Source organism: Pseudoalteromonas sp. SR43-3, from assembly GCF_014163875.1.
Lineage (GTDB): Bacteria > Pseudomonadota > Gammaproteobacteria > Enterobacterales > Alteromonadaceae > Pseudoalteromonas > Pseudoalteromonas distincta.
Map to the genome: position 1 here is coordinate 82,299 of NZ_JACJEC010000011.1, position 21,975 is coordinate 104,273.

At 38.9% G+C, this 21,975-nt stretch carries 18 protein-coding genes; 10 read left to right on the forward strand and 8 right to left on the reverse strand.

Annotated elements, in window-relative coordinates; translation table 11 throughout:
- Nucleotides 1-99 precede the first annotated feature (99 nt).
- Nucleotides 100-1,407, reverse strand: a complete 1,308-nt coding sequence (fucP, locus tag H5088_RS13390) for an L-fucose:H+ symporter permease (protein ID WP_029753314.1) — start codon at nt 1,405-1,407, stop codon at nt 100-102.
- Between the two features lie 286 nt (nt 1,408-1,693).
- Here fucP and H5088_RS13395 point away from each other — a divergent pair, with 286 nt between their 5' ends.
- From H5088_RS13395 to H5088_RS13420, 6 genes are all read left to right on the forward strand, one after another.
- Entirely contained in the window at nt 1,694-2,851 is a 1,158-nt protein-coding gene (locus H5088_RS13395) for an ROK family transcriptional regulator (RefSeq protein WP_206013303.1), read from the forward strand.
- Between the two features lie 234 nt (nt 2,852-3,085).
- Entirely contained in the window at nt 3,086-5,674 is a 2,589-nt protein-coding gene (locus H5088_RS13400) for a TonB-dependent receptor (RefSeq protein ID WP_024597027.1), read from the forward strand.
- Between the two features lie 63 nt (nt 5,675-5,737).
- Nucleotides 5,738-6,730, forward strand: a complete 993-nt coding sequence (locus H5088_RS13405; protein ID WP_024598256.1) for a carbohydrate kinase — start codon at nt 5,738-5,740, stop codon at nt 6,728-6,730.
- A gap of 445 nt (nt 6,731-7,175) precedes the next feature.
- The gene (locus tag H5088_RS13410; protein WP_182753233.1) at nt 7,176-8,705 is read left to right on the forward strand and encodes a cryptochrome/deoxyribodipyrimidine photo-lyase family protein; all 1,530 of its coding nucleotides are present in this window, start codon (nt 7,176-7,178) and stop codon (nt 8,703-8,705) included.
- Between the two features lie 2 nt (nt 8,706-8,707).
- A complete protein-coding gene (locus H5088_RS13415) occupies nt 8,708-8,848 on the forward strand; it encodes a DUF2256 domain-containing protein (RefSeq protein WP_182695980.1) in 141 nt (46 codons plus the stop codon).
- Between the two features lie 124 nt (nt 8,849-8,972).
- Entirely contained in the window at nt 8,973-9,410 is a 438-nt protein-coding gene (locus tag H5088_RS13420; protein WP_024593544.1) for an OsmC family protein, read from the forward strand.
- A gap of 76 nt (nt 9,411-9,486) precedes the next feature.
- Here the strand turns inward: H5088_RS13420 and H5088_RS13425 are convergent, their stop codons facing one another.
- A complete protein-coding gene (locus H5088_RS13425; RefSeq protein WP_002958152.1) occupies nt 9,487-9,669 on the reverse strand; it encodes a 2TM domain-containing protein in 183 nt (60 codons plus the stop codon).
- A gap of 217 nt (nt 9,670-9,886) precedes the next feature.
- Between H5088_RS13425 and H5088_RS13430 the strand changes: the two genes are divergently transcribed.
- Nucleotides 9,887-10,651: an EAL domain-containing protein gene (locus H5088_RS13430; protein WP_182695030.1), complete on the forward strand. Its 765-nt coding sequence runs from the start codon at nt 9,887-9,889 to the stop codon at nt 10,649-10,651.
- Nucleotides 10,652-10,769: 118 nt separating this feature from the next.
- The gene (locus H5088_RS13435) at nt 10,770-11,555 is read left to right on the forward strand and encodes a putative porin (RefSeq protein WP_182753235.1); all 786 of its coding nucleotides are present in this window, start codon (nt 10,770-10,772) and stop codon (nt 11,553-11,555) included.
- 69 nt (nt 11,556-11,624) lie between these two features.
- On the opposite strand, the gene H5088_RS13440 is transcribed toward H5088_RS13435, so the two are convergent.
- Nucleotides 11,625-13,112, reverse strand: coding sequence for a dipeptidase (locus tag H5088_RS13440; RefSeq protein WP_024597024.1), 1,488 nt, complete (start codon nt 13,110-13,112; stop codon nt 11,625-11,627).
- 336 nt (nt 13,113-13,448) lie between these two features.
- On the opposite strand from H5088_RS13440, the gene H5088_RS13445 reads away from it, so the two are divergent.
- On the forward strand, nt 13,449-13,640 hold the full coding sequence (locus H5088_RS13445) for a DUF2986 domain-containing protein (RefSeq protein ID WP_182693613.1): 192 nt from the start codon (nt 13,449-13,451) through the stop codon (nt 13,638-13,640).
- Nucleotides 13,641-13,642: 2 nt separating this feature from the next.
- On the opposite strand, the gene H5088_RS13450 is transcribed toward H5088_RS13445, so the two are convergent.
- The 3 genes from H5088_RS13450 to H5088_RS13460 form a co-directional block, all read right to left on the reverse strand.
- Nucleotides 13,643-14,605, reverse strand: coding sequence for a TDT family transporter (locus H5088_RS13450; protein WP_182753237.1), 963 nt, complete (start codon nt 14,603-14,605; stop codon nt 13,643-13,645).
- Nucleotides 14,606-14,823: 218 nt separating this feature from the next.
- Entirely contained in the window at nt 14,824-16,989 is a 2,166-nt protein-coding gene (locus tag H5088_RS13455; protein ID WP_182753239.1) for a TonB-dependent receptor, read from the reverse strand.
- Nucleotides 16,990-17,122: 133 nt separating this feature from the next.
- Nucleotides 17,123-18,421, reverse strand: coding sequence for a PAS domain-containing methyl-accepting chemotaxis protein (locus tag H5088_RS13460; protein ID WP_002958145.1), 1,299 nt, complete (start codon nt 18,419-18,421; stop codon nt 17,123-17,125).
- 360 nt (nt 18,422-18,781) lie between these two features.
- Between H5088_RS13460 and H5088_RS13465 the strand changes: the two genes are divergently transcribed.
- Nucleotides 18,782-19,987, forward strand: a complete 1,206-nt coding sequence (locus H5088_RS13465; RefSeq protein ID WP_182753241.1) for an MFS transporter — start codon at nt 18,782-18,784, stop codon at nt 19,985-19,987.
- Between the two features lie 75 nt (nt 19,988-20,062).
- On the opposite strand, the gene H5088_RS13470 is transcribed toward H5088_RS13465, so the two are convergent.
- Together H5088_RS13470 and H5088_RS13475 are read right to left on the reverse strand one after the other, a co-directional pair.
- Nucleotides 20,063-21,109: an NAD(P)-dependent alcohol dehydrogenase gene (locus tag H5088_RS13470; protein ID WP_002958143.1), complete on the reverse strand. Its 1,047-nt coding sequence runs from the start codon at nt 21,107-21,109 to the stop codon at nt 20,063-20,065.
- Nucleotides 21,110-21,251: 142 nt separating this feature from the next.
- Nucleotides 21,252-21,965, reverse strand: a complete 714-nt coding sequence (locus tag H5088_RS13475) for a DUF1499 domain-containing protein (RefSeq protein ID WP_182753243.1) — start codon at nt 21,963-21,965, stop codon at nt 21,252-21,254.
- Between the last annotated feature and the right edge of the window lie 10 nt (nt 21,966-21,975).

The window sequence follows — 21,975 nt, forward strand, 5'->3', positions numbered from 1 at the left end:
CTAATATCTTAATCCGATGAAGGTTGGGGTTAAAGAAGATTTACAAATGAGAAAAGTTAAAAAGTAAAACCGAGCCTTCAGGCTCGGTTTTCAATCCATTTAGCAAGGCGCTACATTATTGAATACTCTGACTTTTGTTTTTAAATCAAATGCAGCATAAGCTGCAACAATAATAAAACACCCCGCAGGCACAACATAAGAAAACGCGACACTGTATGTATCAATAAACACAGCTTGGAATACAGGAACTATCGCTCCACCTAAAATAGCCATTACTAAACCAGCAGCACCTAGTTTTGCATCATCGCCTAACCCATGTAGTGAAATCGCGTAAATAGTTGGAAACATTAACGACAAGCAAGCCGATATACTTACCAGCGCCCATACGCCACTTATATTTGGCATTTTCACCATATAAAAACACAGCAGCATTGCAATAATAGAGGTTGCCATTAACAGTTTGGCAGGACGAATAAATCCCATAAGCCAGGTCATTACAAATCGAGAAACTAAAAAGGTGATCATACTGTATTGTAAAATACTTCCCCCGGTAACTTCATTTGTATCGAGTGCCTCCATTACGTACTGTATGGTAAATGTCCATACACAAGTTTGCGCCGCAACATTAAAAAACTGGGCGATAACACCAAAGCGGTAATGGGTATTTTTAAACAAACGCTTAAACGTTGCACTAAATTCTACATGCTTAGAGACTTTTTTTTGCTTACAAAAATTAGGTGTTTTAGTAAACGCAATTGCCAACCAAATAAAAACCAACACACAAGCCATACCAACATAAGGCACCATAACTGCATCAAGTTCTGCGCTTATAATGCTAGTTAATTGCTCACTATTCATATTTGTGCGCTCACCAGAGGTTGCGGTATTGAGCTTTGGTAAAATAAGGGTAGCGGCTAAAAAAACACCAATGTTAGTACCGACAGGGTTAAATGATTGCGCCAAATTCAACCTGCGAGTTGCACCTTGTTGGGTGCCCATTCCCATTACATAAGGGTTTGCTGATGTCTCTAAAATAGATAAGCCTCCAGCTAACACAAACAAAGCCACTAAAAAAAAACCATAAGTCATTGCTTGGCTGGCGGGATAAAACAAAAATGCTCCGATTGCAGCCATCCCTAAACCGGTTAACACACCTGTTTTATACGAAAAGCGTTTATTGATATATGCCGCCGGAATAGCTAGGCAAAAGTAAGCTCCATAGTAGCTAAATTGTACCAATGCAGACTGCACTGACGACATAGTAAAAATTTTACTAAACACTTTTACTAGCGGATCAGTCATGTTTGCCGCAGCTCCCCATGCAGCAAAGCATAGAACAAGTAAAATAAAGGGAACCACCATCTCCTTGGAGACAAGAGGTGTTTGTGTGTGTGTGTGTGTGGTCATTGCCGTGTCTCAGTTGTTAATGTTAAGTAAAGCATTTAACCAGTTAAATATCATTCCGTCAATAAATCAACTATAGTTATTTATTGACCTCCTGTGACTTATTTATACTCTGTCGTAAATTTAATAATAAGAAATGAACCCGGCAATAAAGCTAATATGGTCGCCAATTACACACACTCGGTGTACAATTAATCAGGTTATTCAAGATAATAACAACTAGGTAGGAATAATTATCAAATCTAAAAACCCTCGACTCTCTTTACAAGAAGGCCGAAGCCAATCTGGCCTGCGTGCTCATAATGAACGCCGAATTATGTCATTAATTCGCCAACACGGTAGTGCTCCAAAAGCTGAAATTGCACAAAAAACAGGGCTTTCAGCACAGGCCGTCACAGTAATTATCAATAGTTTAGAAGCCGAATCGTTATTAATACGGAAAGACCCTCAGCGTGGCAGGGTTGGCCAACCAACCATCCCATTTGCGTTAAATCCAGATGGTGCATTTGGAATTGGCTTAAAAGTAGGTCGTCGCAGTTTTGATTTAACCCTGATTGACTTAGTAGGAAATATACGCGCAACTTTGCACGAAAACTGCGCTTACCCCACAGTACAGAGCTTGCTAACCTTTTTAGAGAAAGGGATCAGCGTACTTAAAATGAGCTTAAGTGACGAATTAGCCAAGCGTATCTTAGGTGTGGGTGTTGCAACCCCTTACGAAATTTGGAACTGGACAGAAGAAGCCGGCGCTCCAAAAACAGTATTGAATGAATGGAAGTCTTTTGATTTTAAAGAAAAAATAAATCAAATTGTACATCTTCCCGTGTATGTATGTAATGATGATACCGCGGCTTGTTCAGCTGAATTAAGCTTTGGTAATCCTGCTCGTTTTAGCGATTTTTTATATATTTTTATTGGTACTTTTATTGGTGGTGGAGTTGTTATAAACGAAACCTTATTTACTGGTAAAAAAGGTAATGCCGGCGCTATAGGTTCATTACCTAGGCCTATGCTTAATAGAGAAGGACAACTAACCTCCCAACAACTTATTATGCAATCATCACTGTATATTCTCGAAAAAATGCTCAAAGGTGATGGCTACAATACTGACATACTATGGAGTTCAAAAGAGTATTGGGGAGACTTAGGCCCCGTACTCGATAAGTGGATAGACCAAGTTGCAGATGGCCTCGCCTACGCGGCATTGTGTTCTTTAGCTATTTTTGATTTTGAGGCAATTGTCATTGATGGCGCCATTCCTATCAATGTCAGAGAAAAAATAGTTTTGGCAACAAAGTTAAAATTGAGCCAGGCTGATCATCGCGGTATTAATCGCTGTGAAGTACAAAGTGGCTCTATTGGCGCCAAGGCTCAATCAGTAGGCTGCGCTAACCTTCCGTTACTTATCAACTTTTCTCAAGATCACGCAAGCCTTTCACACCACTAATATACTTTAAAGTTAAAAAGCAGCCATCGGTAACGTTGGCTGCTTATTTATTTTTTATCAGAGGTAAAAAATTCACTTAAACAATCAAAAAGCTGTACAAAAAATAATAAGTAATAATAGTTGATTTATTATTTTAAGTTCTCTACATTCTATTTACAAATTTGATAACACTGACATGTTTGATTAATAAAACCGCAAATTTGTATACACACACAACAAAGAGAGAACAGAAAAATGAAAGTATCAGCAAAAATGACTCTAATTGCAGTCGCTGTAGGTCTATCCATATCCCCTAGCGTCTTGTCACAAGAGCAACAAGAAGCAAAAAGTGATTTAGGGTTTGAGCGCATCATTGTAACGGGAACATCTCGGCCAAAAGAGAAAATCGAATCAACTAATGCAATAACTACCTTTAACGAAGCAAAGTTAGAGCAATTGGCTCCGCACAGTGTTGCTGAATTAGTGCGAAGTATTCCTGGTTTTCATGCCGAAGACACCGGTGGAGAAACCGGTAACAACGTAGCCCCACGAGGCTTTCCGTTATCAACGCAAACAGAGTTTACAGCACTACTTCGTGATGGTATGACCGTGTTTTATAATCAAGATATTTTATTTACTCAAAATGATCGCTTTACCCGTTTGTCTAATTTTGTTGGCAGCGTTGAAGCTATTCGTGGTGGTGCCTCGTCAATTTTTGTTGGTAGCGCGCCAGCTGGGTTTATTAATTTTATTTCTCGTGAAGGCTCCGATGATACCCAAGGTGATGTGTTTTTTGAAACCAACAGCAACAACCGCCTAGGTGGACAAGGTTGGGTTAGCGGATCAATAGACGATCAGACAACCTATGCTGTTGGCGCTTGGTATCGCAAGGATGACTCCGCACGCGATCCAGGGTATACAGCTAACCAAGGTGGTGAGCTTAATGGCAATATTAAGCACTTTTTTAAAGATGGCAGCGGCTTTACCCGCTTTGAGTTTAATAAACAAAACGATAGATCATTCTTTTTTATTCCTCAGCCATTAATAGGCTCAACCACCAATGCTAAAACAATCCCAGGCGGGATGGATATCAGAGATGGCACCACCGGTAACTCAGCAGGTGCGCGTTTATTAACTCTTAATAACACCCCAAGCGGCGACATTGATTTGGATATTGCAGATGGTAACTACGCTAATGTGACCTACTTTGGCAATACAACCGAAATTGAAATCAACGAAAACTTAGTCTTTTCAAATCAAATGCGTTATACCGATATGCTAACAACCTTTACCGGCATCATTAACGTAGGTAACGCCGAATCGTTAGCTAGTAAAGCACAAGCTATATATGCTGCAAATACTGATGTCCTTGCAGGTGCCATGGTTGATGGTAACCTAAGTTACGATATACGCGATGCAGGAAACGGCTTTGTATTGGCTGATTCAAGCAACGTAAATACCTACAACACCAATGGATACGGAATAAACGCAGGCTTTTGGCATAGACGTTTTGAAGGCGATAACTTTCAAAACGAAACCAGATTCAACTACACCTTTGATGATGTAGGCGAAGGGACTCTTTATGCTAATTTTGGCTTATTCTTCTCTAATATTAATGGCCATGTTACCGACTATCGAATTAATACACTGCAATCAGTAGAGCCCCTGCCGCAGCGCTTAGATGTTGTATTTACAGATGCACAAGGTCTTGACATTGCCAGCGGTACTTACAAAGGTATTCAGGCTGGATCACATGGTTTTGCCGATATTGTTTATAGTGAAAATACCCTTGCGCCCTTTGCTGACTTTGAATACGAGCTTGAAGATGTGTCGTTTAATCTGGGCCTAAGGTACGAAACCCTCAAAGCAGATGGGGAAGCGCAAAACCAAGCTAATTACACAATTGACAGTTTTGCCAGCGATACTGATACCGTCAATGGGAATATTACCCTGCCCTTTGGTGATGGGACTTACCGAAACTTTGATGTTGAATACAACGAAATGGCATGGACAATTGCAGCTAACTACAAATTTAACGACGACTTAGCGGTATTCACTCGATATGCAGATGGTTTTCGTATGCCTGATGTAGATAAATACATGGCGATTACCAACCTAACTAGTCAAGAGGAAATTAATCAATTTAATAACTCTGAGAGACGCGAAACACAACCAGCTTCAACGGTAATGGCCGAGGTGGGCATTAAATATAACGAAGGTGATGTCGCAGCATTTGTAACCGGTTACTTCGCCGCTGCGGATGATTTATTCTTTAATGTACCTACTGTTGAAAATGGTCAAGTAGTGCAACGTCAAGCCTTTAGAAACACAGAAACCTTAGGTGTAGAAGCCGAATTTAACCTGCAAATCACCCAAGACTGGCGCATTGGTGTATCTGCAACGTACCAATCACCCGAATTTGTAAACACACCAGCGGCGCAATACTTGGATGCTAATGGAAGCTCTGCCTCTATTGATATAAACGGCAACTTACCTGTACGTGTGCCTAAGCACTTTGGCCAATTAACTAGTAGCTATCAGTTTGAAGATTTTTCGTGGGGTATGGCAGCTATTCATGGTAGCTACTCTTGGAGCGGTAAACGTTATGCCGACGACGCCAACACAGCAGAACTGCCTATGTATGGCATGTTAAACCTTGGTTTATCCCTTGAAAACGAAGACGGTTATTACCTTCGTGCCGATGTTAAAAACCTAAATAACTCAGAAGGCTTATCAGAGGGGGATCCTCGCGCAGGTGAAACGGTAGCAGGTCAAGCAACTACATTTAATGCGCGCGTTGTCTTACCTCGTACCTTTAGCCTTACTATTGGTAAGCGTTTTTAATTTTACTCTAATCTAGGGTATCGTCATGCAAAGCGATACCCTCGCAATTTTTAGGAAAATATAATGGAAGTAGTTGCAATTGGTGAAGCTTTAATAGATATACTCTCACATGACTGCATGCACAATAAGGCATCAAATAGCGAACTAGACTTCACACAGTTTGCCGGAGGCGCACCCGCTAATGTTGCTGTAGCCGTAGCAAAGCTTGGTGGTTCAAGTTATTTGCTTGGTAAAGTAGGCAATGATAAATTTGGTCGCTTTTTAATAAATGCACTCAAAATGTATAATGTAAACACATCTTATGTTGGCTTTTCAAAAAAAGGGAAGACGGCACTCGCGTTCGTATCGTTGGATGAAAACGGTGAACGTACATTTGAATTTTACGATAAAGATGCTGCACATTACGATTTACAAATAACCGATTTAGAGCCCTCTTTATTTTCAACACCTAAAATTGTGAGTTTTTGTTCAGGCTCTTTTGCAAAACCTTTAGTATTAAATACAACCTTACATGCGCTAAAACACTTTAAAGAATCAGGCTCGGTTACATGCTTTGATATTAACTTTCGTTCAGCCTTCTGGGATGAACCACTCACAGCTAAATCTGTTATTGAGGATGTTGCTAAAACAGTTGATGTTATTAAAGCGAGTAAAGATGAGCTGATCTCGCTTTATGGAATAGAGCATATTGATACCACTATTAGAAGTTGGGTAGATAGTGGCGTAGCTTTAGTTTTAATGACCGATGGTGGCGAGCCTATTACTTTTTCATCTAGCTCATTTAGTGGTACTTATCCTTGCCCTAAGGCATATGTTGTGGATACCACAGCTGCAGGCGATGCGTTTGTAGGTGGTTTTTTATATCAAATATCTTCGCTAGTGAGTAATAAAACAGAATTTACTGACTGGGCAAATAACTTTACTAACGTTTCAAAGGCTATCGACTTTGCTACTAAATGCGGAGCCAAAACAGTAGCAACGTTTGGAGCCTTTGATGCCCTACCTACATACCATGATATCTCGGCGAGTACCCTTAAATCTTCGTGTCGATGTTAAAAACTTAAATAACTCAGGAAACTTATCAGAGGGAAGTTTCACTCAGGTGTAACGGTAGCAGATCAATCAATTATTATTTAATGCGCGCGTTGTCATATCTCGTGTCTTTAGCTTTACTATTGGTAAGCGTTTTTAATTTTACCCTAACTGAGGGTATCGTCATACAAAGCGATACCCCCGCAAGTTTTAGGAAAAGATAATGGAAGTAGTTGCAATTGGTGAAGCTTTAATAGGTGTACTCTCACATGACTGCAAGTGCCAAATTGCTTAAGTATCACGGTAATTCTCCCTATTTATAATACTTCTTTTATTGGCGACTCATTTTAGTATCACCTTAACATGAGTTGCCTATATCAAAATCGTTTTTACACTAGTCTTCTTTTACATTTAATACGTATTGGTTTTGTCCTATTATTTATAATGCCACGGTTTTAATATTGCCAGTATGAAAGAAAAAATAAACATCGTGTGGTTTAAACGTGATTTACGTCTTAGCGATCATCAACCATTAAAAAATGCATTTAGTAATGGCTTACCGACCCTGTTACTTTATAACTTTGAGCCATTACTGCTCGAAGATGCACACTACAATGAGCGGCACTGGCGCTTTGTGTATCAATCGATAGTTGAGTTAAATAATCAGCTAGCGCGTTTTAACGCCTGTGTTTATATATTTAATTTAAATATGAACGATTTACTTGAGTCGATAAAGACGCAGTTTGAAATAGTTAATATTTTTAGCCATCAAGAAATAGGCTTAAACAACATCTTTGAGCGCGATAAGGCAATAAAAGCATGGTGCCAGCATAACCACATTAATTGGCAAGAGTCGCAAACAGGCGCGGTAATTCGCGGCAAAAAAAATCGTAATAATTGGAACGAACGCTGGCAGCAAAAAATGCAAGCACCTATTGCTGTTCCTAATTGGAAGAGTATAAAAACAATTACCCTTAATAACTATCAAGCGCCTGAGCTGCCAAGCGCTTACACTCAAGATCACGACAGCTTTCAACAAGGTGGCCCACTGCATGCGCGAACTGTAATGCAGAGTTTTTTTGCCGAGCGCGGTAAAGGTTATCAAAAGGGAATATCGAGCCCAAGTTTAAGCCAAACCCACTGCTCTCGGCTTTCGCCCTATCTAGCATGGGGGAACATTAGCCTTAGGCAAGTGTATCAAATGACCATTGATGAATATCATTCAAAACACCCTGACAAAAGAGGTTGGAAACGCCCACTAGCAGCGTTTGTATCGCGCTTGCATTGGCACTGCCACTTTATGCAAAAGTTTGAAAGCGAGTGCTCTATGGAGTTTTTAGCTCTTAATCCGGGTTATCACGTATTTCCGTATCGTGATGATGAACGTGTGAAAAACGATATTGAACGCTGGGCGCAAGGTCAAACAGGTATTCCAATTATTGACGCTTGCATGCGCTGCTTAAAAGCCACCGGTTATATAAACTTTAGAATGCGCGCCATGCTTGTAAGCTTTGTAACGCATCATTTAAATATAAGTTGGCAGCAAGCAAGCTTTCCGCTCGCTAATTACTTTTTAGATTTTGAGCCAGGGATTCATTATCCGCAAATTCAAATGCAAGCCTCGGTCACAGGTATTAATACCATTAGGCACTACAACCCAATTAAGCAATCAGAAGATCAAGACCCAACAGGTTCGTTTATTAAAAAGTGGTGCCCCGAGCTTGAAAAACTCCCTATTGAATATTTACATCAGCCTTGGGAGCAAACTCCAATGGAGGCACTCTTTAACGACTTTAAGTTAGGGGAGGATTACCCTGAACCCATGCTTGATTTAACAGCGGCCTCAAAAGAAGCACGCGAACGCTTATGGCAATACCGTGAGCGAGCCGATGTTAAACGTGCCATAGGGAAAATTCTTAAAAAGCACGTTGGGGGTACTCAAAAAGTTACTCGAACAAAAAGTAAAACGGGTACTAAAAATAACAGTAAGGCTAAGTAAGCATGGCGCACAAAAAACTAAACTTACCTCAAAAAATGTGTCCTATTTGTAGTAAACCTTTTACGTGGCGTAAAAAATGGCAGCGCGACTGGGATAACGTTATTTACTGTTCAGAGCGCTGTAAGCGAAATAAACAGGGGTAACAATTAACTGGCGCCTATTTTGCAACATCATCAGTAATTAGTGCTTTTAAGGCTTTATTTAAGTTTATTTTGTAAATAACGCTTAGATAACCTGAAAAGCTTACACTCTAGCAAGGAGAAGATGATGACGATTAAAAAAACGGCAAGTTCAACATGGTCTGGCGACATTAAAACAGGCAAAGGTAGCATATCAACTCAAAGTGGCGCGCTTAATAAACAACCTTATGGTTTTAATACCCGCTTTGAAGATGAGGCGGGCTCAAACCCTGAAGAATTAGTAGGTGCAGCGCACAGTGCATGTTTTAGTATGGCGCTTTCACTTGCATTAGGTGATGCAGGCTTTACCGCAGATAAAATTGATACTAAAGCCACTGTAAGCCTTGATGAAGTAGATGATGGTTTTTCGGTGACGCATATTGCCCTTGAGGTAAAAGCGCGTATTGATGATATTCAAAACGAGCAGTTTCAAGCTTTATGTGAGCAAACCAAAAAGAGCTGCCCTATTTCAAAACTCTTAAATACCGAAATATCACTAGATGCGACACTTCAATCAGCATTTTAAATATTTAGGTTTAGATTACTGTAAATAAAGCACATTAAATTAAAGCCAAGTAAATTATTACTTGGCTTACTAATCATCAAGATACCTTTTTAGAGCTGCTTATACCTAAGACTTCAGATAATAAAGCGATCCCCATGCCAAGCGCGGGCCAAATCACCCATAAGGTGTTTGGTGATGTAATTAAATTAATTAATCCTAAAAACACTAAAGCAACTGCATACTGTTTAAAACTTTGAAATATTGTTGTTGATGTATTCATGTTTATCCTCCTGTTAATGTATAAATCTATTTTTATATAAAAACGAAATGCAAACTCCTGCCAAATGTCATTAAATAGCATGACATTAGTCATCATATTACTCACATATAAATAATCACTTATTACGTTAAAAAAAATATAAACTAATACTTTAATCTATTTGTGTTAGGATCTACCCTCAACTAACTTTAAAAATAAACATCAGAGGATGAACTAAGTGATCGAAAAATCAAAAGATTGTGAAAAAGTGACATGTAGTAATTGTGCTGACGCCAACGATCTTGAATTTGATTTTTCTATGGCTTTTCAACCGATTATAAACTGTAAAACTCGCCTAATTTATGGCTATGAAGCATTGGTTAGAGGTTTAAATGGCGAGTCTGCTTATTCAATTATTTCAAAAGTGAATGAAGACAACCGCTATGCATTTGATCAGCTTTGTCGTATTAAAGCCATTCAACTAGCCGCAAAGCTGGGCATAACATCAATGCTAAGCATTAACTTTTTACCTAATGCTATTTATAAACCTGAGCGATGTATACGCACCACACTCGAAGCTGCAAAAAAGTATAACTTTCCAATTCAAAATATTATGTTTGAATTTACTGAAGTTGAAAAAATAGAAGACACCGCACACATTAAACGCATTGTTGATTACTATCAGTCTCTCGGATTTAAAACCGCCACTGATGACTTTGGTGCAGGTTATTCTGGTTTAAATCTACTGGCTGACTTTCAAACAGATATTATCAAGCTTGATATGGCGCTCATACGCGATATTAACAACGACAAAAAACGCCAACTAATAGTAACTCACTGCTTAAATATGTTTCGCGATTTAAACATCACCGCACTAGCTGAAGGGATTGAAACGGTAGAAGAATATAAGTGGCTTAAAAACGCAGGTGTTGAGCTTATGCAAGGGTATTTATTTGCCAAACCAAGCTTTGAAAACTTGCCTGAGGTAAACCTAATTTTTTAATTAGGAAAACTAACAACATCTAAACACTTTATTACAATCATTTAATTGCCTTATAAAACCTCACAAATATAATACCCATTCTAGTAACAAATTTACTTAATTATAAGAAGGGATACTTATGCGCTTTTTAATGCCACTCACTTTACTCACACTTAGCTGCACAGCGTCTGTAAACGCTGAGCAGTCAGAATCAAAACAATGGTTTAACTCTATAAACTACGCAAAAATTGATTCTGATTATTACAACGATGATGTGTACGGGTTATCAACTCACTATTACTTTGAGAAGCAGCAAAATTCAGGTGTGTGGGATGATTTTGGCTACTTGGATACAGATAGCAATATAGGCTTAAATTATTTTAATTCAGATGGTTCTAGTGGAAAAGGTATTTTTGGAGAAGGCTTTTACGGCAATGCTTTTGCAACTTTTGAACTACCTAATATTGGTGATGCCGACAACTATTCACTAGGTTTAGGTTACTTATTTGCTGATTCACTAAAAGTATCTGTACGTATGTTAGATTATGAATATAGCGATACAGTTTATTTGTTTAAAGCTCAGTATAATCATGAAATTAACGACACCGACTACATTGGTTTTACTGTTGAAACAGATGATGAAACAGAGTCGTGGGACCTATCATCACGTTACTTTGCCCATCTTTATGATGACAGCTATTTTGCTGTAAATGTTGACTATCTAGATGTTGGCGACGACTCAGTTTTTAATGTGCTCGCAAACTATTACTTCAATAAACATGTTGCAGTCGGTATTGGCTCAAACGACTCTGATTTAGTTATTGAAGGTAAGTACTTTATTAATGATAGCTACTACTTCACAGCTAATTACACCGATAATGATAACTATGATATATACAATCTTAGCTTTGTAGCCCAGTTTTAATAAACACAAAAAAGCCGCCTTGCTGGGTCTGCTCAGTTAACCAAGGCGGCTTTTACTAAACAACTATAACTACATATTACCAAGCTCTATCATCATTGCTGTGTACATACGTAAATTCAGTTCAAGTTGCTCAAGTGTCATAAATTCATGCTCTGAGTGACCTGTGTAGCGCTTACCCGGCATTGAAGGGCCAAACGATACCGCATTATCAAACAGCTTTGCGTTAGTGCCACCACCTATTGATACAAAGTCAGCTTTTTCGTCGCCCGTAAAATGCTTGAAAATATCAAGCAGCTTTTGCGCATGTGGCGCGCCATCAAGTAGCATAGGTGTGCCAATAATTGTTTCTATGTTAGCAAGTGTTACATTGTTAGTAGCTTGCCAATTAGCGAGTGCATCATCAATTTGCTTTTGTAATACAGCTTCATCTTTACCCATTGGACGACGTGCATTTACAGCAAGTGTTAGCGCATTACCATCGCGCTCAATAACGGTTGGTGCCACTGTCATTGGGCCCATAAAGTCGTGCTTGTAAGCTATTTCGCCAAATTGTTTACCGTGAATGTCTAAACCAATTAACTGATTCACAAAGTCGATTAGCTCGCCGTCACTGTTATTTTCAAGCTCCACACCTTTAAATAACTCAGCTAAATAAGCAATAGCATTTATACCCGACTCCGGCTCAGATGAATGCGCCGACATACCTTTAACGCTTATTGCTAAGCCATTACTTTTTTCACTAAAGTTAAATTCAACTTTATTTAATGTTTTAGCTTTTGCTTTTAATGTATTAATAAGTGCCGCGTCTGCATTGTGAAGCACTAAGCTGGCATCTTCTGGAATTTGACTTCTAAACGCACCACCAGTTACATCCTTTACATATAAACCCGTTTGTGGTGATGTTGCATTAAAAGTAGGTGCAATTAAGCTCCAGCCTTTCTCGGCAACCACTACAGGGTATGATGCATCAATGGTTACGGCATACTTTGGTTGATCGTAAGTTTTCATGAACTCGGTCAATGGGCCCCAGTCAGATTCCTCAGCTAGGTAAATCATCAGCTCTATGCGGTTATCAAGCTCTATGCCTTTATCTTTAATTGCTTTCATGGCGTAAAGCGCTGTTGCTATTGCACCTTTGTCGTCCTCAGTACCACGACCAACTAATTTACCCGGTTCAGATGTATCAATAATAAAAGGGCTTTGTTTCCATTTGCTTGCATTAGCAGGTTGCACGTCGCCGTGGGTTACTACCGTTACTTTTTCGCTTTGCTCGCCCATACCAATTAATACGGTGTAGCCTAAATCTTGGTAGTCAAAACCAAGCTCTGCGGCTTTCATTTTTAAAAGTGCTTTAAAGCCAATAAAATCGGGATTTTGAGGAGTGCTAATGTCGCTTTTATTAACCGTCGGAAAAGCCACTAAGTTAGTTAGTGTGTGTATTTGAGCATTTTGGTAGGTATTTACTGCGTAATCGGCAACGCTATCAATATTTTTATTTAACTGCGCATGTGCGCCAAATGCAAATAAAGCAATACTGGCTAAAGCTAACTTTTTCAAAACAATTCCCATTTAATTAATAGCTAAGAGCGGTAATTATAACGCTATGAGTTACTTACTTATAGCTCTTTACGCCAAACGCGCAGATTACTTAAGGTAAATAACCTGAACTCTGGATAATAAATCTATCTCAAGCAGCTATTTCCAGCGCTAACTGCGTTGAACTTACTTGCAATAGGCCAGCTATTGACGCGTAAGTTCGCCTTGTTTTCACTGAAAATCTCTGGCTAGAGAAAATAAATTTAAATATCACTATAGTTCAATACGCTGGTAAACCTCTTACCCAGAGTTCATGTTAAATATTTATATAGCAGCTTTTATGAGGATGACTGTATAATGCGCGACTTAAAATTAAGAGAGTATTTAATTGTGAACCGTCGTAAAAAAATCGTCACTAAATTTCAAAAAAAAGATAAACGCACTAACGCTAAACTACACAAAAGCAACAAACCCTCTTATGTGTCAAAAGCTGAGCGCGAAAAACTAGCTGAGCAAGAAAATAATGAGCCACAGGTAATCCAAGAGTAACTTTACGTTACCTGTTGCTTTGATAATTTAAAGTGGCAAAAGTACCGACCACTTACATAACCAACCACTGCCGTGGCAACTATAAGTTCAAACGTAGCTAAGTAATTAACTGTATCTACATATGGCATTGCAAGGTTTATACTTTGCATCCAGTCTTTCATTTTAAATAATGCAGTTGCCCCAATAACCATTGGAAATGTAAAAGCAGCGTAGCTCGGCGTAAAAGGTCTGCGTAATAACTTTATAAATAACACATAAACAATCAGTGTTTTTATTATCGCTAATATAAATAATGCGCCCACTATAACAAGTGATGGATTAGCTACAATATGAAAATACCCCGCTAATGTTAAACTGGCAGGCGCCGCTAAAATGGCAAGTGTTGGCTGCATTTCGTAGTCACTTTTTAAGGCTAATAAAAAACGATAAAACATAATTGGCAGCATTATGGCGTACGTTGATATACCAATAACTAACGCACTATAAGCTAACCACGCTAATGTCGGATTTCCCGAAAAAGTAACATCTGCAATAATTATCCCCACTGGTGGCACAAACCAGCTGGGCGCCATATCTTCAAAGTTAAACTTTTTTGCTCGCTGGTATAAAAAACTCACCAAAAAGGTTAGATGCAACACAAAAGCTAAAACCCACATAATGTCGCCAGCTAATGAGTGAAATTGCCCAACTGAGTTCGAAATAACAAGATTAGCCATTGCAAATGTAGGGATCACACTTCCTGCAACTGGGTGTGCTAAATCGGCTTCTAATAAATTAGGGTGTAGTAAAAACTTAGCAGCCAAAAGTAAAACTAATACGCCAGCTAATACCGCTCCCAAAAATTGCCCGTGGGAGTTTAAATTAAAAACGTTTTCCCATGTCCATCCCATACTAGCAATACCCAAAGCTAAACCGGCCATAGCTGTTGGCGCACCCATCACTTTATTTTTAAATTGCTTAAACACTGTATTTCCTAATCATTGGGTGATGAACAAGTTACTACTTTTTACTGCATTGCCTTGAAATAACGCTGTAAAATTAATACAAGCGTGTTTAATAGAACGCTTTTTGCATACAAACATTTCATAAAAATAAGTTTACGGCTTACATATTAAAGCGTATGAAAAAAGCCATAACACAGTTATGGCTTTTGCTTTATTTTTAAATTTGAATATGAGGTTAATTAAAACGCGTAACTAATGCTTACACTAAATGAACGGCCCTGCCCAGCAAGTTGTTCAAACCCGTTGCTGCTATCTTGCTTAAGTGCTGCAATACTTACGCCGCCTAGTGGGAGTTGGTAGTACTCATCAAACACGTTACTCACTTCTGCGCTTAGCGTTAATGAATCCCATGTGGCTTTTGAGCTTAAATTAACCAAGCTGTAGCTGTCTGTTTGGTTTTCAAAACGATTATTATCTACACGGCTTTTATTATCGACCCACTGCCAAGATAATGCGTTTTCAAACCGACCCATTTGCTGGCTAATACCTAGCTGGGTCTGCAGTGGTTTAATTTGATAAAGCGGCTGGTTAGTATCGTCGCGCTTGCCTCTCGTATTAGTAACATTAGCGTGTAACTGCCAGTTACCTAAATCCTTAGATTCATAAATGTTGGCTGTTAAATCTATTTTTGCACCATATAAAATGGCATCTACATTAGTAAACTGCAAAATATTACGCGCTGTGTTGTCCAAGTCATAACTATTGAAGCTTCTTACAATATCAGCATCAATATAATCATTCACATCTGTATACCAAACATTGGTGCTTAAACGCCAACGGTCATCTTTAGCCGATTTAATATAAGTAGCACTTAAAGTATGCGCTGTTTCAACGTCTAAATCAGGGTTACCAATATAGCCATTACCATCGCCATACCAACCAATCATGGTGGTTGCCATATTACTTACGCCCCAGCTGTATCGCTCGTATAAATTAGGCGCGCGGTTTTTACGGGCAAGACCAAATTGCAGCTCATCATAATTTGTTATTTGGTAGTTAATTAAAAAGTTAGCATCAACTATAGTGTCGGTTTTATCTCTGTCGCCAGCATTAAAGTTCTGTGCAGCAATGCTATTATCTGTAGACGTATCGCTCATGGTCATACTTTCCATACCCCCCATGTCGCTCATATCGCCCATATCCATCATGCTCATACCGTCGTTGTAAGGCTGAACCTCACCTACTTGGGTATTAACACTTTCAATACGTACGCCTGCATTTAACCATAACTTGGTATTTATTTGGCTCTCAAATTCAGCAAATGCCGCTATGCGCTCTCGTTTACCGTTATTTATATTTACGTAATCGTCTGGTCCCATCATGGTTGAGCCTTCAATACCTGGCCACCAATCATCAATGCGGTAATGGTAATATTCTTGAGCGAGTAAAATACTGCTGTTTTTATTAAGCGCAATACGCCATTTAAGCTGCGTACTTATATCTTGTGCATCGGTTTTCATTGGCATCATGCCTGTTTTTTCTTCACTGAAAAAACCCATTTCGTGCTTTACGCTATGCCAGTTAACTTGCCCTTCAAGCTCGCTGTTTTCAAAGGAGCGTTTGTATTGAGCTATTGCACCGTAGCTGGTGTTATCGGTCATATCCATATACTGATTTGCAAATCCCTGATATGGGATTTTTTGATGCGTTAGCTTTATAACTAATTGCTGTTTATCATCGCGCATAGCTGCGGTTAAACTATGATTTTGTGCTCGATACAATGTATCTAATACTACATCGCCGTTACCGTCTTCATAACTATCTGCGTCACTAAACGAACCCTGATAATTAAGGCTAAGCGTGTCACTTGCTAAACGTGCACCAACGCCAAGTTTACGTCCGTTATCAACGCTACTGTACTTTGCTGACACATAACCTGAGTGCCAACCTAATTCATTGCTATCGCTATACTGTGGTGAAATAGAATTAACGCTTATTACGCCAGCAATATTATCGCCGCCCGCACTCACTGGCGACACGCCTGCAACCACATTATAAGACGTAATTTGATTAGCCGAGATATATGAAAGTGGCGGGTTCATATGATTAGCGCATGCAGCGGTTACATCTGCGCCATCAATTAACACTTTAACTCTGTCGCCCATTAAACCATTTAAAATAGGTAAGTTAGATACGCCGCCCGCAGCTGAAAAGTCGACACCTAAATCACTTAATAACGATTCTGACGAACCAAGTGCTAAGTGCTTATTTTGAGCATGTCCTTGTACTTCAATTACTTCTAAAGACGTATCGTCGGCAAATGCAAAAGTAGATAGCACACCGCTAATAAAAAGTGCGACAGGGGAAAGTAAGTAAGTTTTTTGAGTTTTGCTTTTATAAACCATTGTTAATTTATGCCACTGTAATAATTGGCGTAATTATAGTGTGAACTGCAAAAGCAAAAGCGCGACATATTGTCGCACTTTATCAATTTTGAATGTTGTTAGGCGTGTTTAATCTAAAAGGTCATATAATAAATTAAGTATTTAACTCAGCGACTGTTTGAGAAACAATATCAGCCCCTCGCTCAATCTCTTTAATAACCTCAGATACATTCGCAATAAGCTCTCGGCCTTGCTCTGAAGAGTCTGAAACCGACGTAATTTGCCTTGATATATCATTAGTAAGCTCTTGGTTATTTTTAACAACGGTCGCTATTTCATTAGTTGAACTACTCGTACTGGCTGCAAGTTGCCTTACTTCGTCAGCTACTACAGCAAAACCTCGACCGTATTCACCAGCACGTGCAGCTTCAATAGCAGCATTGAGTGCAAGTAAATTAGTTTGGTCAGCAATGCTGCTGATTGTAGAAACAATGGAGCCTATTACAGCTGATTGTTCATTAAGATTTTTAATTAAATCAACTGACTTAAGAACTTGGCTTACAATGGCATCTGAGTTTGCAACAGAACTTTGTAGTATCTCAGAACCTTTTTTAGCGGTTTGCGCTGTAGCTACCGCCGATTCATACGCGATTGCAGCGGCTTCAGTCACTGCATTATTATTGTGTATACGATCAGTAATATTTGATGCAAACTTAATTATTTTAATTACATTACCTTTGCTATCTAATATTGGGTTATAAGTAGCTTCTAGCCAAATTTCTGAACCGTCAGCAGCAATACGTTTAAATTTTCCTGACTTAAACTGCCCCTGCGCTAATTCATTCCAAAAGTGTGGGTTTTTCTCATAAAACACTTCAGTACAAAACATTTTATGATGTTTACCTACAATATCTTTTAAGCTGTAGCCTACTGTCGCTAAAAAGTTTTGATTTGCGCTTAAAATATTACCTTGTGGGGTAAACTCTATTGTAGCCAATGCTTTATCGAGTGCACTAGCTATCGCTTCTTGTGCCTTTCGTTGTATGTAACTAGTCGTAATATCAGAGGCTATTTTAATCACTTTAGTGACTACGCCATGCTCTTCTACAGGAAAGTAAGTTGCCTCAAGCCAAAGCTTATCGCCATTAGCTTTGTATCTTAAAAACGATCCTGATTTAGAATCTCCGGTTTTTAATGCTTGCCAAAATTGGCTATATTCGTCTGACTTTGCATATTCAGGTTCGCAAAACATGCGATGATGTTTGCCAATTATTTGCTCTTTGTTGTAACCAACAGTAGCTAGAAATAACTGATTTGCGTCTAATATTATTCCTTCAGGTGTAAACTCTATATAAGCCACATGCTTGTTAATTGCCGACAAGATAGACTGTTTTTGAATTAATTGAAGCTCCATTTCTTCAATTTTTGCGTTTCTTTTAGAAATACCAAACATATAAAAACCTTAAGGAGTAAATTAGTAAAAACATTAGCAGAATAACGTTAAACAAATATGTAACTATACTGTAAATATAAGCTCTAAATAACCTTTCGGCGAATATTTAACACCTTATAGATGCATGCTTTATAAATAGTTTTTTTATTTTATAAATTTTAAGTAGTATTTTCTTCTAATTAACATTTCAAAAACCTAACAAAAACACTAATTTATGCATGACTCTGTACTTTTTTTAACTTAAAATAGCACTCTCACAGACTACCCTCTCACACCAAAATTTAAGCATACATATAATATTTTCTATTCAGAATTTATTGTGCTGTTTCACTTTTAAAATTAAATCTTAAGGGATCATCTATGACATCAGATGTAACGTCGGCATCTAGTCAACTTAACAGAACCGCTATTTTACTCGTATTAGCACTTGGCACATTTATTTTAGGATTATCTGAGTTTTCGATGATGCCTATGCTGCCACTAATTAGCGAAACATTTGGCTCAACGCCCTCACAAAGTGGTTACGCAATTAGTGCTTACGCCATTGGTGTTGTAGTTGGCGCCCCTATTTTAATGCTCACTACTGCTAATATGAGAAAGCGCAAAGCATTGCTCATTTTTATAAGCTTAATGTTTATCTCAAACGGGTTAAGCGCGATGGCAACATCGCTTGAGCAGCTTGTAATATTTAGATTTTTAAGTGGCTTACCTCATGGTGCATATTTTGGTGCTGCTATTTTATTAGCATCAGATATTGCTCCAAAAGGTAAGCGTGCTAGCTTTATGTCTAAGGTGTTTATGGGTTTAACTGTGGCTACTATTGTTGGCGTGCCTATAGTTACACTTGTAGGTCAAAATTTAAGTTGGCGTTATTGTTTAGCTGGCGCTGCAGTACTGGCCTTTATTGCTTTTGTTTTTGTTTATAAAGTAGTGCCTAATATCGATAACGCTAAGCCTTCTAACTTACTAAACGAGTTTGGCGTACTTAAAAATAAACTGGTTTGGTCCATTTTGGGTATTGTAATTATTGGCTTTGGCGGAGTGTTTTGTATTTATACTTACATTGCCGACACCATATTAGTGGTAACAAAAACAGCTCCGTATACTATTTCTATCGCAATGGTAATGTTTGGTATCGGTTGTACACTCGGTAACTATGTACTGGGTAAAGCTGCCGATAAATCAGCAATTAAAACGACTGGCCTTGCGCTTGTATGTACTATTGTATTTGCCTTTGCATATGTAACGGCAAGCCATAATATTTGGGCTCTTTACGCGGTGATCTTCTTTATTGGTTGCAGTGTGGGTTTGGCTACGCTGATTCAAACGCTTTTAATGGATGTTGCGCCCGAAGGCCACGCTATGATTGGTGCCTTAGTACAGTGCGCATTTAATACTGCCAATGCTATAGGTCCTTGGGTTGGCGGAATTGCAATAGCGCAAGGTGCTGCACCTAATCAAACAGGTTACGTAGCAGCTGCATTGTTTTTAGGTGGTTTGGGTATGTGGCTATTAAGTTACTTACAACTAAACAAACAGCAACCAACAGCGCAAGCAGCTAAATAACTGAGTTCGAGTTAATTTAAAATACAAAAAGAGCCGCTAATTAGCGGCTCTTTTATTTTTAATTTACCTAGTAAATTAAGCGTTTAACGATGCCATATCAATAACAAAGCGGTATCGTACGTCTGACTTTTCCATACGCTCGTATGCCGTGTTAATTTCGTCAATGTTGATCATTTCGCACTCAGGTAGCACGTTATTTTCACCACAAAAGTCGAGCATTTGTTGCGTCTGTGCAATACCACCAATAAGTGAGCCTGCAATACGACGGCGACCCATTAATAATGGCACCGTGCTTAGCTCATCCACTGGACCAACTTGGCCAACAATAACTAATGTACCATCTACATCAAGTAGCGGTGTGTAAATAGATAAATCATGTTTTACAGGGACTGTATCTATAATGACGTCAAAGGCAGATTGCGAGTCTTTCATTTCGTCATCATTAGATGACACTAAATAGTGCTGAGCGCCTAATTTAACCGCATCATCTTTTTTAGACTCACTACGGCCAATTACCGTAACGCTTGCACCCATTGCAACTGCATTTTTAACGGCCATGTGACCAAGACCACCTAGACCAACAACACCAACACGGCTACCTTTTTTTACGCCCCACTTATGAAGTGGCGAATACGTAGTAATACCTGCACAAAGTAGCGGTGCAACGCGTGAAAGGTCTAAATTTTCTGGTACAGAAAGTACAAATTCTTCGCGTACAACAACATGTTTAGAATACCCACCTTGGGTCATTTCACCACTAACGCGGTCTTTGCCTGCGTACGTACCAACCATGCCTTCGCGGCAAAATTGCTCTTCGTCGTTATCACATTGATCGCAACTTTGGCACGAATCAACCATACAACCTACAGCAACTGTGTCGCCTTGCTTATATTTTTTAACGTCGCTACCTACCGACATAACTTTACCAACAATTTCGTGCCCAGGTACTAGCGGGTAGTCACTGCCACCCCAATCATTTCGTACGGCGTGTAAATCTGAATGGCACACACCACAGTATAAAATTTCAATTTCTACATCGTTATTTCGTAAATCGCGGCGCTCAAAAGAAAATTCTGTCAATTCAGAACCTTGGCTTTTTGCTGCATATCCTACTGTCTTCATAATAACTCCATAGTGGTTAAAAATTTAAATCATCAACAGCATAGTACATAGCCCGTGAATAGAACCTGACAATATAAAATAGGCACAAAAAAGCCCAAACAGTGTTTGGGCTCAATCGTTAGTACTAGGGCGCTAAATTTAATTATTTTGCAAGTAAGCTGTTTAGTTCATTAATAATTGAATGAATGCGCTCTGCATTTTTTCCTAAATCACTACGCCCTACTCGCGATTTACTACGAATATCAACAAAACGCTGGCTGCCTTCATCTTTAATACGAATTACCACATCGTCTTTAAAACCAAACCATGTGGTTGTATCAGTAGCTTCTACAATACCTGTAGCCGTGTTTGCACTTACCACTGCAAAACCAAGATTTTTAACTGCTTGTTCGCTTGCTGTCATTAAATCGGCTTTAGATTGTGCAAAGCTTAACGTTGCCAGTTCAGGGTATGCTTTGCGTTGCTGTACTGCCGTTTCTTCACCCGCGTACTCTACTGGATTTGGTGCTTCAGCACGCAGTGGCGCAATTGCTACAAATTTTGGTGGGTTAACTAAATCTGTTGAAATATCATGAATTGCCGGTACGCTTTTAGCTGTGTTCATCATGTTAAGTGGCATAGCAATAGCCACAACCGAAAACACAAGCGCAATAACACCACTGCTTAGCGTTAACGTTTTACGCATAAATAACGCTTGTACTATAAGTAGCACCAATGCAGCGCCACCAGCGTAAACACCAAATTTAAAACCAGCAAACGCAGTTCCTAGCTCTACAATACCAAATTTATACAAAGGCCCTGGCAGTATGACGAGTAAAAAGGCGATTAGACTAACTAAGCTCACTAAAACTTTCATTTTATGATTC

Coding starts and splice junctions, on each gene's coding strand:
- fucP (WP_029753314.1), bottom strand. CDS start 1,407: ATGACCACACACACACACACACAAACACCTCTTGTCTCCAAGGAGATG.
- H5088_RS13400 (WP_024597027.1), top strand. CDS start 3,086: ATGAAAGTATCAGCAAAAATGACTCTAATTGCAGTCGCTGTAGGTCTA.
- H5088_RS13405 (WP_024598256.1), top strand. CDS start 5,738: ATGGAAGTAGTTGCAATTGGTGAAGCTTTAATAGATATACTCTCACAT.
- H5088_RS13410 (WP_182753233.1), top strand. CDS start 7,176: ATGAAAGAAAAAATAAACATCGTGTGGTTTAAACGTGATTTACGTCTT.
- H5088_RS13415 (WP_182695980.1), top strand. CDS start 8,708: ATGGCGCACAAAAAACTAAACTTACCTCAAAAAATGTGTCCTATTTGT.
- H5088_RS13420 (WP_024593544.1), top strand. CDS start 8,973: ATGACGATTAAAAAAACGGCAAGTTCAACATGGTCTGGCGACATTAAA.
- H5088_RS13425 (WP_002958152.1), bottom strand. CDS start 9,669: ATGAATACATCAACAACAATATTTCAAAGTTTTAAACAGTATGCAGTT.
- H5088_RS13435 (WP_182753235.1), top strand. CDS start 10,770: ATGCGCTTTTTAATGCCACTCACTTTACTCACACTTAGCTGCACAGCG.
- H5088_RS13445 (WP_182693613.1), top strand. CDS start 13,449: ATGCGCGACTTAAAATTAAGAGAGTATTTAATTGTGAACCGTCGTAAA.
- H5088_RS13455 (WP_182753239.1), bottom strand. CDS start 16,989: ATGGTTTATAAAAGCAAAACTCAAAAAACTTACTTACTTTCCCCTGTC.
- H5088_RS13460 (WP_002958145.1), bottom strand. CDS start 18,421: ATGTTTGGTATTTCTAAAAGAAACGCAAAAATTGAAGAAATGGAGCTT.
- H5088_RS13465 (WP_182753241.1), top strand. CDS start 18,782: ATGACATCAGATGTAACGTCGGCATCTAGTCAACTTAACAGAACCGCT.
- H5088_RS13470 (WP_002958143.1), bottom strand. CDS start 21,109: ATGAAGACAGTAGGATATGCAGCAAAAAGCCAAGGTTCTGAATTGACA.
- H5088_RS13475 (WP_182753243.1), bottom strand. CDS start 21,965: ATGAAAGTTTTAGTGAGCTTAGTTAGTCTAATCGCCTTTTTACTCGTC.